Origin of the sequence: Pseudomonas sp. S34 (assembly GCF_009866745.1) — a bacterium.
Taxonomy (GTDB): Bacteria; Pseudomonadota; Gammaproteobacteria; order Pseudomonadales; family Pseudomonadaceae; genus Aquipseudomonas; species Aquipseudomonas jessenii.
On sequence record NZ_CP019398.1, the window covers coordinates 4,543,750 to 4,556,257 of the forward strand.

The following is a 12,508-nucleotide window of genomic DNA, read 5'->3' on the forward strand; positions in this document are numbered from 1 at the left end:
GGAAACGCACAACAACGCACAATGGCTGTGCCAAATTCGCACAAGCACAAACCTGCCATGAACCCCAATCAACTGACCGACCAACTGGCCTTGTTCCTCGACGTGCTGGAAACCGGCAGTTTTTCCGCCGCCTCGCGCCGTCATCCGCTGACCCCTTCGGCCGTGGCACGGCGTATCGACAGCCTGGAAAGCGCGGTCGGCAGTCAGCTGTTCCTGCGCAGCACGCATGCGGTACGCGCCACGCCGGCGGGATTGGCCTTTGCCGAGCGCGCACGGCGGATCGTCGCCGAATTGCGCCTGGCCCGGGCCGAGGCGGTGTCCCTGAGCAGCGCGCCGGAAGGCCTGATTCGTATCGATGCGCCGGCAGCCTTTGGTCGCCGGCACCTGGCACCGGTGATTGCCGATTTCCTGATGCTCTACCCCGGGCTCGATGTGCAGCTGCACTTGATCGACAGCTTCGTCGACATGCAGGGCCTGAACCTCGGCAAGGTCGATCTGGTGCTGCGCGCCGGGCAACTGGCCGATACCCGGCTGGTGGCCACGCCACTGGCGAGCATGGTGCGTATCGCCTGCGCCAGCCCTGATTATTTGCGGCGTCGCGGCGTGCCGACCGAGCCGACACAGCTGATTGAACACGACGGACTCGACTGGGATGGCCTGGCTCCGCCCTTCGCATGGCGTTTCGAGCGCGACGGGCAAATGCACTTGCACCGGCCGGCGCGGATCCGCATGAGCGCCAACAATGCCGAGGCGCTGGTGTGCGGCGCATTGGCCGGACTGGGTATCGCGCACCTGCCGACCTGGCTGGCCAGCGAATACTTGTTGCGGGGTGAGTTGCTGCCGCTGTTCTGCGAAAGCGGTCTGCCGAAACCGGAAAGCGCCGGCATCTACGCCTTGCGCCTGGAACAGCAGCCCAACTCCCGCAGTCGCTTGTTGCTGGAGTACCTGAAAACCCGCTTCAGCCCGATTCCGCCCTGGGATCTGGTGCTGCAAACCCATTTGCAACGGCACTGATCAAAATTATCTGGCGCATTAAAGATTCGCCCGCTAGATTCTTCAGATCACAGATCAAGGCTTCGACATGACCACCGAGCGCAACACCCCGGACAACTGCGACAACCTGCTGCTGGACAATCAGGCCTGCTTCGCCCTGCATTCCACTTCGCTGATGATGACCAAAGTCTACAAACCCTTGCTGCAAGCGCTGGGCCTGACCTACCCGCAATACCTAGCGATGATGGTGTTGTGGGAAAAGGATGGTTTGACCGTAGGTGAAATCAGCACGCGGTTGCTGACCGATCCTGGCTCGTTGACGCCGCTGCTCAAGCGCCTGGAAGCCGAAGGCCTGCTCAGCCGAACCCGCAGCCGCGAAGATGAGCGGGTGGTGATCGTCGAACTCACCGAACAGGGCCGGGCGTTGCGCGACAAGGCCCGGGACATTCCCCAATGCATCCTAGGCGCCAGCGGGATGACCCTGGAGCGCCTGCAAAAACTGCAAGCGGAGTTGCAGGAGTTGCGTCGCCACCTGCAAGACAGCCTCTAGTCTCCAATCCACCACAAATCCCTTGTGGGAGCGGGCTTGCTCGCGAAATCGGTGTTTCAGTCAACACAAGAGTCGACTGATCTATCGCCTTCGCGAGCAAGCCCGCTCCCACATTTGTTTTGTGCTGTACCGAAAGATCGGGCTCGCCACCTGCTTCTGAAAAATCTCTGCTGAAAAAATCCCCCCTCGATAGCTCTAGTTCAATACTTTCAACCTAAACCACTTCACAGCCTTGCGTCTTTTTTCAAATTTCCTTGAAAAATATCTTGCGCACTAAATATTTGCGCGATACATTCATCTCGCACTTACTTAGCGCGCAAACATTTAGCGCAAAACAAACAAACCCTGAACGAGGCTTTCACCATGCAAACTCTCTACACCGCAATCGCAACTTCCACCGGTGGCCGTGACGGTCGTGCGGTTTCCAGCGACAACATCCTCGACGTCAAGCTCGCCACGCCCAAAGAGCTCGGCGGTGCCGGCGGCGCAGCCACCAACCCGGAGCAACTGTTCGCTGCCGGCTACTCCGCCTGCTTCATCGGTGCCCTGAAATTCGTGGCCAGCCAGACCAAGCGCAGCATTCCTAACGACGCTTCGATCACCGCTCATGTCGGCATCGGCCAGATCCCTGGCGGCTTCGGCCTGGACATCGACCTGCACATCAGCCTGCCGGGTCTTGAACATGCCGATGCACAAGCACTGGTCGACGCGGCCCACCAGGTCTGCCCGTACTCCAACGCCACCCGTGGCAACGTCGATGTGCGTCTGCACGTAACCGTCTAAGCGCTGACTACCCAGGCCCGAACAGGAAACGAACATGAACACTTTCAGCAAAGTCTTGACCGGTACCCTTCTCGCCTTGTCCATCAGCAACGCGTTCGCAGGTACCGGGGTTGAACACAACACCCAGGCGTTCCTCGACGTTCTGAACGCCGGAACCGGCAAGCCGATGGAGCAAATGACGCCCGCCGAGGCCCGCGCCGTGCTGGTGGGCGCGCAGGCCGGGGTGAAGCTGACGCTGCCAAAAGCCGATGTCAGCCAGAAGACCATTCAAGTCGACGGCCAACCGATCAGCCTGACCATCGTCCGGCCGGCCGGGGTCAAGGGCGAGCTGCCGGTGTTCATGTTCTTCCACGGCGGTGGCTGGGTGCTGGGGGACTTCCCGACCCACGAGCGGCTGGTGCGTGACCTGGTGACGGGTTCGGGTGCCGCGGCCGTATTCGTGAACTACACGCCGTCGCCGGAAGCGCATTACCCGGTGGCGATCAACCAGGCTTACGCCGCAACCCGATGGGTGGCCGAGCACGGCAAAGAGATCAACGTCGACGGCCAGCGCCTGGCGGTAGCCGGCAACAGTGTCGGCGGCAACATGGCGGCTGTGGTTGCGCTGATGGCCAAGGACAAGGGCACACCGGCGATCAAGTTTCAGGTGCTGTTGTGGCCGGTGACTGATGCCAACTTCGAAACCGCGTCCTACAACCAGTTTGCCGAGGGGCACTTCCTCAGCAAAAACATGATGAAGTGGTTCTGGGACAACTACACCACCGACGCCAAGCAACGGAACGAGATCTACGCCTCGCCACTGCGCGCAACCACCGCCCAGTTGAAAGGATTGCCACCAGCGCTGGTGCAGACCGCCGGGGCCGACGTATTGCGCGACGAAGGCGAAGCCTACGCCCGCAAGCTGGACGAGGCCGGTGTGCCGGTGACCTCGGTTCGCTACAACGGCCTGATCCACGACTACGGTTTGCTCAACGTGGTGAGCCAGGTGCCAGCGGTGCGTTCGGCGATGCTGCAGGCTTCGCAAGAGCTCAAGGAACACCTGAAATAAGAACTGTGGGAGCGAGCTTGCTCGCGATAGCGGACTGTCAGGCAACATCTTTGTTGAATGGTCGGACGCCATCGCGAGCAAGCTCGCTCCCACAGGGTTTCTGGTTGACCCCGAAATCGAAGGCAAAAAAAAAGCCCGACTCAATGGTCGGGCTTTTTCATTCCTGAAGCTGTGCTTATTTGGCACGGCCTTTGTAGGAACCGCCTTCGCGGGTATCGATCTCGATCATGTCGCCGATTTCGATGAAGTCAGCAACCGACAGCTCGGTACCGTTCTTCAGTTTGGCAGGCTTCATCACCTTGCCGGAAGTGTCGCCGCGAGCGGAACCTTCGGTGTAGTCAACCTGACGCACGATAGTGGTCGGCAGCTCTACGGAAACCAGACGCTCTTCGAAGAAGATCGCTTCGCAAACATCGGTCATGCCTTCTTCAACGAAAGGCAGAACGGCTTCGATGTCTTCAGCGTTCAGCTCGTACATGGTGTAGTCGGTGGTGTCCATGAACGTGTAGGTGTCGCCGCTGATGAAGGACAGGGTCGCTTCTTTGCGGTCGAGGATTACGTCGTCCAGTTTGTCGTCGGCGCTGTAAACGATCTCGGTCTTGTAACCGGTCAGCAGGTTTTTCAGCTTGGTCTTCATGATCGCGCTGTTACGACCGGACTTGGTGAATTCAGCTTTCTGAACCAGCCAAGGATCGTTTTCGAGACGAATCACGGTCCCGGGTTTCAGTTCTTTACCAGTTTTCATTGCGAATATCCGAATTTGGATGGGATTTACAAAAATCTAGGCCGCGTATCATATCCAATTTCCATAAAACTGTACCAGCGCCGTGGCAAGATCGGCCTGCAAGGCCTGCTCCAGACACCACGCCTCGGCGTGTTTTTCCAGCTCTGGCCAGTGTTTACGAGTGAATTGCCAGTGGTCGGCCATTTTTTCACCGGCGTTCCACGCCCGCCAGAGACCGCTGATCGCCTCCCGCGCAGGCGCAGATAACCCCTTTACATAGAGTTCGAGGAAGGCTTCGAGCTTGTCCAGGTGGATATCTTCTTCCTGCCGGTAGATGTGCCAGAGAAATGGCCGGCCAGCCCATTGGGCGCGCACAAAGGAATCTTCGCCGCGCACGGCATTGAAATCGCAGCACCACAGCAACCGGTCGTATTGGCCCTGCCGGACGAATGGCAGCACTTGCACGGTCAAGGCTTCACGCACATGCACGGCACCGGCCGCCAAACCCTGCACACCGAGCCAACGCTCGACGTCGCCGAGAATTCGCCCTTCCGGCACCAGCAAATGAGTGGCAGTAGAATCGCCGGCCATTGCATCGAGCCAACTGGCCAGCCCGGTGTTTTCGTAGGCAAACAATGAGATCAGCTGCGCGCTGGGCGCAGGATCAACACCCAAACCTTGCAGGAATTTTCTTTGAGCCTGCGGGTTTTGCTGAAATTGCCGACGCCGCTCCAGCAACCCTCGCTCACGCAGCAGTCCGCCGGTGCCCTTCTTAAATCCTGGGAAGAAGAAGAACTTCTGCACGTTTTTGTACTTCACCGAGGGCAAACCATGGCAGCCGATGACCCAGTCCTCGGCGCTCAGGTAATCCAGGTTCATCCACAGCGGCGTCTTCTCCCGTTCGGCCATGGCCTCCATATAGGCGCTCGGCAATTGGCAGGCAAATGCAGCAATCACCACATCGGCGGCTTCGGTCGGTTGCCACTCGGCTGGCCATTGGCGCACTTCGACGTCTTGCTGCAACTGCCTGGGAGCATGGATGTCGATTTCCGGGCACAGGCGCTCGAACGCTCGCAGGTCATCGACCCATAGACGCACCGCCAGCCCATGTTCGGCCACCAGTTGCCGGGCCAGTCGCCAGGTCACGCCGATGTCGCCGAAATTGTCGACCACGGTGCAAAAAATATCCCAGCGGGTTTTCATTTCAGGCATTCCAGGCTCCCGTTGGCAAAGGCGCCGATTGTCCGCATAAATTACCCCGTGCAGAAGAGCCGACGGCGATTATTCTTCATGCGACAATCGCCACTCGCCAGTGACCTTTCGCCAGGAGGCAACCATGCCCCACCGCCCCACTCCGCGCCGATCCTTCCCGATCAGCCTCAGCGCCCTGCAACTGACCGGCAGTATCGCCCTCGGCATGTGGCTCGGGTTCATTGCCATTGTGTTGACCTGCTGGCTCGCGTCGCGCCTGCTTTTCAGCGAGCAACTCGCCCCGGTCGCGGCGGCGGTTGAGCAGCTGGCCCAACCACCCGCAGCGGCTCAACCGCTGCCGAACATTCCGCCACAGAGCCCGCTGTTCGAGCAATATGAAGAAAACCTGCGCAAGAACGAACAGCAGCAACGTCTTGATCAGGCACGCAGCAGCAGTCGCAACCTGGCCAACCCGAACTGTCAGTTCTGGCTGCAACAGGACCGGACTGCACCCAGCGAAAAAAGCCGCGCCAACGTCCTGCAACTCTGCGATTGATCATGAATAAGCAAACCGTCCACCAACTGATTCTCGACAGGCTGCGGATCGATCTCGACATCGCCGAGCGGGCCGCGCAAACCGCCTACGAAACGGCGACCCACGAAGAAAACATCGCCGAGAACAAGTACGACACCCTGGGGCTGGAAGCGTCCTATCTCGCGGCCGGGCAAGCCAGGCGGGTCGAGGAAATTCGCCAGTCACTGAGCCTCTGCCAGAACCTCGCCCTGCGTCCGTATGACGATCAGCGGGGCATCGAAGTGGGCGCGCTGCTGGGGCTGGAGGACGAAAAGGGGCGCGAACAATGGCTGTTTCTGGCCCCCGATGCAGCAGGGTTGAAGGTCGATCTGGTGGGGCAATTGATCACCGTCATCACCCCGCGCTCACCGCTGGGCAAAAGCCTGCTGGGCAAGTTCGAGGGCGATGAGGTGGAGATCATGGTGGCGGGCGCTCGGCAACAGTTCGCTGTCACCGAGGTGGTTTGACCGGCAGGAAACGCTATCAGTGAACGGGTAGTTCGACACCTTCGAACAGCTCTTCCAGTTCCTGCTTGTTGTGGCACTGAATGGCCTTGGCCATGACTTCGCGGGTCAGGTGCGGCGCGAACTTCTCGATGAAGTCGCACATGAACCCCCGCAGGAAGGTGCCGCGACGGAAGCCGATCTTGGTTACGCTGGACTCGAACAGTTCGCTGGCATCGAGTACCACCAGGTCGCTATCGAGCTTGGTGTCGACAGCCATTTTTGCCACGATGCCTACGCCCAGACCCAGGCGAACATAGGTCTTGATCACGTCGGCGTCGGCGGCGGTGAACACCACTTTCGGCGTCAGGCCGCGATGGCTGAAGGCTTCGTCGAGTTTCGAACGGCCGGTAAAACCGAACACGTACGTCACGATCGGGTATTCGGCCAGTGCTTCGAGGGTCAGTTTCGACAGTTTGGTCAGCGGGTGGCCCTGAGGCACGACCACGCAACGGTTCCAGCGGTAGCACGGCATCATCACCAGATCACCGAACAGCTCGAGCGCTTCGGTGGCAATGGCGAAATCCACGGTGCCGTCAGCGGCCATTTCGGCGATTTGCATCGGCGATCCCTGATGCATGTGCAGGGCCACGTCCGGGTATTGCTTGATGAAATTGCTGATCACCGGCGGCAACGCATAACGCGCCTGGGTATGAGTGGTGGCAATCGACAGAGTGCCTTTCTTCTCGTTGGAGAACTCCTGGGCGATCTGCTTGATGCTTTCAACCTTGCGCAGAATCTCGCCAGCGGTGGTGATGATGCGCTCGCCGGCCGGGGTGACACGGGTCAGGTGCTTGCCGCTACGGGCAAAAACCTCGACGCCCAGTTCGTCTTCCAGCAGACGGATCTGCTTGCTGATGCCCGGTTGAGAGGTGTAAAGGCTTTGGGCTGTAGCGGAAACGTTGAGGTCGTGGTGCGCCACTTCCCAGATGTAGCGCAATTGTTGAAGCTTCATATGAATCCCTCAAAGCAGGTAGACGCCACGGGCATCAGCGACGGTATATAACTATATTAATGGCTCGAAGAATAAATCTAGAACTTTTTTATCAAATTGCCATTATTCGTGTTCTAGAGATCCCCTTGACGACGACGTTGCACCAGCGGCACCAGATAGACCGGCACCTTGGACAGTTGCAACACACGGGCGGCGGTTCGCCCCAGAGGCGTTTCCGCACCAGCACCATGGCTGTGACTACCTACGATCAACAAATCCACGGAGAGTTTCTGCGCCTGGTCCAGAATCACCTGCGACGGATCGCCCTGCAGCACCCGTACTGCCTGAATCCGCTCCAGGTCGTGCTCCCCTTCATCCCCCAACTCCTCACGAAAACTGTCGAGCACCCGCTGCTCGATACTGGCAATCACCGTATTGAGGCCCTGGCTGTGAAACTCGTTCAGCGCCTGTTCATCGAGATAACTTTGCAGCACCGATTCGGCAAACAACCCCATGGGTTCAACCGCATGCACGACATACAAACTGGCATTGAAGGTCCTGGCCAGTTCCAGGGCATGCTGCATCACCACGGGCGCGTACAGACCAAGGTCAGTGGCATACAGCATCGAACGAATCATATGACCTCCTCGACTGCCAACATGGCGGAGATTTGATTCAGCTTAGCAGTGCCTTGGCGACTACGACGTCCCGCGCAACGCATTGAACGGTGGGCTTAAACCTTTTGCTCGTTGCTTATGCCATGGGGCACATGACCGGTGGCGACGACTTCTCGGGCCAACTCGCAGTGACCGGCCTGATCGTCGAAAAACACGTCGGCCGCGAAGGCTTCGAGAAAGGCCGACTTGGTCAGGCCGCCGAGGAACAGCGACTCGTCGAGACGGATGTCCCATTCGCGCAACGTGCGAATGACCCGCTCATGGGCCGGCGCCGATCGCGCAGTGACCAGCGCGGTACGGATCGGACAGGTGTCCTCCGGGAACTCACGCTGCAACAGGTTGAGGGCCGCGAGAAACCCTTTGAACGGCCCACCGCGCAACGGTTCGCGGGCGGCCTCACGCTCGCTGGCCTGGAACGCCTCCAGACCACCGGCCTGATAAATGCGTTCCGACTCATCGGAAAACAGTACCGCGTCTCCATCGAAGGCAATGCGTAACTCGTCGCTGGCCGCACGACTGGCACCGCCCGACAGAATGGTCGCTGCCGCGAACCCGGCGTCCAGTGCATTGCGCACGTCTTCGGCGTGGGTCGAGAGAAACAGGTCGCAGCCAAAGGCCTTGAGGTAGGGATACGGACTGCGCCCGCCGACAAAGGCCGCACGGGAAATGGCCAGTCCGTAGTGGTCAATCGAGTTGAACACCCGCAGCCCGGTGTCGGCGCTGTTGCGCGACACCAGAATCACCTCGACCCGGGCGCGGCCGAGGCTGTTGTTGAGGTTCAGGAGTTTCTGCACCAGCGGGAAGGCATCGCCGGGCTCGAGGATTTCGTCTTCGTGTTCGATCTGATATTGCCGGTAGGCCTCGACACCACTCGACAGGTAGACCTTGTGGCTTTCGCTCAGGTCGAACAGCGCCCGCGAAGAAATCGCCAGCACCAGCTTGTCGTCAATTGCCTTTGGCATGCCCTTCCCCCTCAGGTCGGTCGACTCAGGTGTTGCGTCGATCAATGAAACTCAAACTGCGATACAAGGCCTCGATGCGTGGCATCTCACACCCGGCTGCCTTCGCCGCCGCCAAAGGCCGGGCGTAGATCGCGGCCAGTTCCAGCGGTCGCTTGTGCAAATAATCGTGGTACATGCTCGGCCAGTAGTCGGGCATCTTTTCGGTCACCATGAACAAATGCTCGGCATAGCCTGCCGGTACGTCGTGCCCGCAGGCAACAGCGCCTTGGACCACTTCAGCCATCAGCGCCTTGATCAGCTCGCGGCTGTCGGCATCGGCCATCAACGGTGTGGTGCTCGCCCCCAGCAAAACCGAGAGACCGTTGTAAGGGATATTCCAGACCAGTTTTTGCCAACGCGCCTGATGCAGATTCGCCATGGCCTGGGAATCGAGGCCGGCGCTGCGAAACAGCCCGACGCCCTCCTCGACAATTGCGCTGCGTGCCGGCCCATCGGCAGGACCGCTGTGATAACCCACATGCACCGCGCCCAGCGCCTGATGGGTAATGACACCCGGCGCCTCGCGATGGACGCAGATGTAGCAGAGCCCTCCAAGCACATGCAGCGAATCGGGGAGCAACGCGCGCAGGCTGTCTTCGACGTCCAGGCCGTTTTGCAACAGCAGTACCTTGGCGTTCGGTGCCGCCGCCTGCAGGATGGCAGGTGCCAGGTCGGCGTTGCTGGTGGTTTTCGCGCCCACCAGCAGCCAATCGCAGGGTGGCATGTCTTGCGCGTCCGAATAGGCCTGCACCGGGTTCAACGTCAGTACACCGTGGGGCGCGCTATCGACTCGCAAGCCATGGTCGGCCACCGCGGAGAACTCGCTGCGTAGCAGAAAATGCACATCAAAACCGGCACGCGCCAGCATCACCCCGTAGAAACCGCCGATTGCGCCGGTTCCGATAATGCCGATCGTCGGCCTGGCAACTGCTCCCATCATGGCAACTCCTCTGCTGTTCGACTCAGCGCCTGGCGCACGGCCCGATTGAGCTCGGTGCGGGTCAAGCGCGATTTCAGTGCTCCAAAGAATTCACCGTCGCGAACGACAAACAGCGCCGGCAAGTGAAAAACCTGGTAACGCTCGACCACCCCGCCGTTGTTGCCGGCATCGATCCAGCACAGTCGATCGACTGCCAGGCCGAGTGTCGGCAATTGCTCGCGGGCAAAACGGCAACCGGCGCAGCCGACACTGGTGAAAATGACCAGCGATACACCGCTCATCGCCAGCAGCCGTTGGTCGGCGTCAAAATCGGTCAGTTCCAATTCGACCACTATACTGGGAGGAACAATGTCAGATGGCCGACACATGGAGTCTGTGTTCATGGGACGATTCATTCCTCACCCTGACGATGTGCCCGTCGAATTAACGTTGCTGAAACCTGAGTGTCTTTCGCGACGACAGCTGCACACTATCAGTCTCGGGGGCATGGCTTGCAATTATCACCGCGCGTGGCGTCACGGCACGGCGCTGGAAGTACGCATGCCGACCGTGAACCCGGACATGCGCTACCTGGGCTATGTCGCCTGGTGCCTGCGACGCAAGCGCGGATATCTGGTAGGCATCGCTTTCGTCGATGAACAAACGCTGTTCAGCGCCCGGATGGGCGAACAGGTGTGCCAGATCGAACGCTACTGCCGCCTGCATGAGGCCCACGAAGACTTGCAGGACATCCAGGCCCTGGCCCTCGAATGGGTCCAGGAGCATGCCGACGAGTTCTCTCACGATTCGGTGCGCAAGGCTTTTGCGCAACCGGTGCTGGAATAGAGGCGTTCTTGATCGGTTTGCCCCTCGCGGCAGGGAAACTGACTGCGAAACCCCACCAAACCGGCGTCTGCCCATTGTCGAGCCACGGTGTAACGCGCTAAGGTTCAGCTCCCCGACGCGCTTAATTTGCTGTGCTCCGCCGCGCGGGTTCGCTGGCGGCCGGCACCCGTGACCTGACGAGTAAACGATGGCTGATTTACCGATCAACGACCTAAACGTCGCCTCCAACGAGACACTGATCACTCCCGATCAGCTCAAGCGCGATATTCCCCTGAGCGACGCCGCACTGCGCACCGTCACCAAGGGCCGCGAAGTCATTCGCAACATTCTGGATGGCACCGACCATCGCCTGTTCGTCGTCATCGGGCCTTGCTCGATCCACGACATCAAGGCCGCCCACGAATATGCCGAGCGCCTGAAAGTTCTCGCCGCCGAAGTGTCCGATACCCTGTATCTGGTCATGCGCGTGTACTTCGAGAAGCCACGTACCACCGTCGGCTGGAAAGGCTTGATCAACGACCCGTATCTGGACGACTCGTTCAAGATCCAGGACGGCTTGCACATCGGTCGCCAGTTGCTGCTGGACCTGGCCGAAAAAGGCCTGCCGACCGCCACCGAAGCCCTCGACCCGATCTCCCCGCAATACTTGCAGGACCTGATCAGCTGGTCGGCCATCGGCGCGCGCACCACCGAATCCCAGACTCACCGTGAAATGGCCTCCGGGCTGTCCTCGGCCGTCGGCTTCAAGAACGGCACAGATGGCGGCCTGACCGTGGCGATCAACGCCCTGCAATCGGTTTCCAGCCCGCACCGTTTCCTGGGTATCAACCAGGAAGGTGGCGTGTCGATCGTGACCACCAAGGGCAATGCCTACGGTCACGTGGTGCTGCGCGGCGGCAACGGCAAACCGAACTACGATTCGGTCAGCGTTGCGCTCTGCGAGCAGGCGCTGAACAAGGCGAAGATCAAGCCGAACATCATGGTCGATTGCAGCCACGCCAACTCCAACAAGGATCCGGCCCTGCAACCGCTGGTGATGGAGAACGTCGCCAACCAGATCCTCGAAGGCAACAAGTCGATCATCGGCCTGATGGTTGAAAGCCACTTGAACTGGGGCGCCCAGGCGATCCCGAAAGACCTCGCCGACCTGCAATACGGCGTGTCGATCACCGACGCCTGCATCGACTGGACCGCCACCGAAAACACCTTGCGCAGCATGCATACCAAGCTCAAGGATGTGCTGCCTAAACGCGATCGCAGCTGATCGCCTGTTTGGCGGTGCAAAAAGCACACACAAAAAAAACGCCGGGCTGAACCCGGCGTTTTTTTATGTGTTCGTTTTGTTGAAGGTCACTGACTCAGCTTGGCCGCATGCCGCTGGTGACGCTCCATGTAGCGCTCGACGTAGGAGCACGATGGAATGACGGTGTAGCCCATTTCGTCAGCGTACTCCAGCGCCTTCTCGGTCAAGGCTGCCGCAATACCGCGACCACGCAATGCGTTGGGCACGAAGGTGCGATAGATATCCAGGGTCTGTTTCCCCAGATCCATATAGGTCAGATAGGCACGATGACCGTCCACATTGGTCTCGAACTGATGACCAGCCTGGTCATGGTGGATGGACAACGCCTCGCTCATCACTACTCCTCGCGGGTCTGGAATTCCGACCCCTACCTTACCGATGTTTTTCCGGCGAAGGAACATCTACGCCACCCCGTGCCTGAGTGGACACCGAGAAGAGCTGCACCGATCTCGCGCTACCGAG

At 59.7% G+C, this 12,508-nt stretch carries 16 protein-coding genes; 8 read left to right on the forward strand and 8 right to left on the reverse strand.

The genetic code is table 11. From position 1 onward, the window contains the following. Nucleotides 1–57: 57 nt before the first annotated feature. From PspS34_RS20130 to PspS34_RS20145, 4 genes are all read left to right on the forward strand, one after another. Nucleotides 58–1,014 (forward strand): LysR family transcriptional regulator, encoded by a 957-nt coding sequence (locus PspS34_RS20130; RefSeq protein ID WP_154947040.1) that lies wholly within the window; start codon nt 58–60, stop codon nt 1,012–1,014. 67 nt (nt 1,015–1,081) lie between these two features. Continuing rightward, nucleotides 1,082–1,543 (forward strand): MarR family transcriptional regulator, encoded by a 462-nt coding sequence (locus PspS34_RS20135; protein WP_154947041.1) that lies wholly within the window; start codon nt 1,082–1,084, stop codon nt 1,541–1,543. Nucleotides 1,544–1,906: 363 nt separating this feature from the next. Continuing rightward, nucleotides 1,907–2,326, forward strand: coding sequence for an organic hydroperoxide resistance protein (locus tag PspS34_RS20140; protein ID WP_154947042.1), 420 nt, complete (start codon nt 1,907–1,909; stop codon nt 2,324–2,326). A gap of 34 nt (nt 2,327–2,360) precedes the next feature. Then, the gene (locus tag PspS34_RS20145) at nt 2,361–3,374 is read left to right on the forward strand and encodes an alpha/beta hydrolase (protein WP_154947043.1); all 1,014 of its coding nucleotides are present in this window, start codon (nt 2,361–2,363) and stop codon (nt 3,372–3,374) included. A gap of 175 nt (nt 3,375–3,549) precedes the next feature. Here the strand turns inward: PspS34_RS20145 and PspS34_RS20150 are convergent, their stop codons facing one another. Beyond that, nucleotides 3,550–4,119 carry an elongation factor P gene (locus tag PspS34_RS20150; RefSeq protein WP_007943632.1) on the reverse strand — a complete coding sequence of 190 codons (570 nt, stop codon included), beginning with the start codon at nt 4,117–4,119 and terminating at the stop codon, nt 3,550–3,552. A 48-nt stretch (nt 4,120–4,167) separates the two neighbouring features. Beyond that, nucleotides 4,168–5,310, reverse strand: coding sequence for an elongation factor P maturation arginine rhamnosyltransferase EarP (gene earP / locus PspS34_RS20155; protein WP_154947044.1), 1,143 nt, complete (start codon nt 5,308–5,310; stop codon nt 4,168–4,170). Nucleotides 5,311–5,434: 124 nt separating this feature from the next. Here earP and PspS34_RS20160 point away from each other — a divergent pair, with 124 nt between their 5' ends. Continuing rightward, nucleotides 5,435–5,845: a hypothetical protein gene (locus PspS34_RS20160; RefSeq protein ID WP_154947045.1), complete on the forward strand. Its 411-nt coding sequence runs from the start codon at nt 5,435–5,437 to the stop codon at nt 5,843–5,845. 2 nt (nt 5,846–5,847) lie between these two features. Further along, on the forward strand, nt 5,848–6,330 hold the full coding sequence (locus tag PspS34_RS20165) for a GreA/GreB family elongation factor (protein WP_057713812.1): 483 nt from the start codon (nt 5,848–5,850) through the stop codon (nt 6,328–6,330). 16 nt (nt 6,331–6,346) lie between these two features. On the opposite strand, the gene cysB is transcribed toward PspS34_RS20165, so the two are convergent. The 5 genes from cysB to PspS34_RS20190 form a co-directional block, all read right to left on the reverse strand. Then, nucleotides 6,347–7,321 (reverse strand): HTH-type transcriptional regulator CysB, encoded by a 975-nt coding sequence (gene cysB / locus PspS34_RS20170; protein ID WP_015094029.1) that lies wholly within the window; start codon nt 7,319–7,321, stop codon nt 6,347–6,349. Between the two features lie 113 nt (nt 7,322–7,434). Beyond that, on the reverse strand, nt 7,435–7,938 hold the full coding sequence (locus tag PspS34_RS20175; RefSeq protein WP_057713811.1) for a universal stress protein: 504 nt from the start codon (nt 7,936–7,938) through the stop codon (nt 7,435–7,437). Between the two features lie 95 nt (nt 7,939–8,033). After that, nucleotides 8,034–8,939: a 5'-nucleotidase gene (locus PspS34_RS20180; protein WP_046043378.1), complete on the reverse strand. Its 906-nt coding sequence runs from the start codon at nt 8,937–8,939 to the stop codon at nt 8,034–8,036. 25 nt (nt 8,940–8,964) lie between these two features. After that, nucleotides 8,965–9,918, reverse strand: coding sequence for a putative 2-dehydropantoate 2-reductase (locus tag PspS34_RS20185; RefSeq protein WP_154947046.1), 954 nt, complete (start codon nt 9,916–9,918; stop codon nt 8,965–8,967). After that, nucleotides 9,915–10,301 (reverse strand): thioredoxin, encoded by a 387-nt coding sequence (locus tag PspS34_RS20190; protein ID WP_154947047.1) that lies wholly within the window; start codon nt 10,299–10,301, stop codon nt 9,915–9,917. Before PspS34_RS20190 ends, PspS34_RS20185 begins: the two co-directional genes overlap by 4 nt. Here PspS34_RS20190 and PspS34_RS20195 point away from each other — a divergent pair. Both PspS34_RS20195 and PspS34_RS20200 read left to right on the forward strand, forming a co-directional pair. Beyond that, nucleotides 10,300–10,743, forward strand: a complete 444-nt coding sequence (locus tag PspS34_RS20195; RefSeq protein WP_079246728.1) for a PilZ domain-containing protein — start codon at nt 10,300–10,302, stop codon at nt 10,741–10,743. The genes PspS34_RS20190 and PspS34_RS20195 overlap by 2 nt on opposite strands. 187 nt (nt 10,744–10,930) lie before the next feature. Then, complete coding sequence (locus PspS34_RS20200) at nt 10,931–12,007, forward strand: 3-deoxy-7-phosphoheptulonate synthase (protein ID WP_154947048.1); 1,077 nt, start codon at nt 10,931–10,933, stop codon at nt 12,005–12,007. 86 nt (nt 12,008–12,093) lie between these two features. On the opposite strand, the gene PspS34_RS20205 is transcribed toward PspS34_RS20200, so the two are convergent. Then, the gene (locus PspS34_RS20205) at nt 12,094–12,381 is read right to left on the reverse strand and encodes a GNAT family N-acetyltransferase (protein ID WP_007973562.1); all 288 of its coding nucleotides are present in this window, start codon (nt 12,379–12,381) and stop codon (nt 12,094–12,096) included. Nucleotides 12,382–12,508 lie beyond the last annotated feature (127 nt).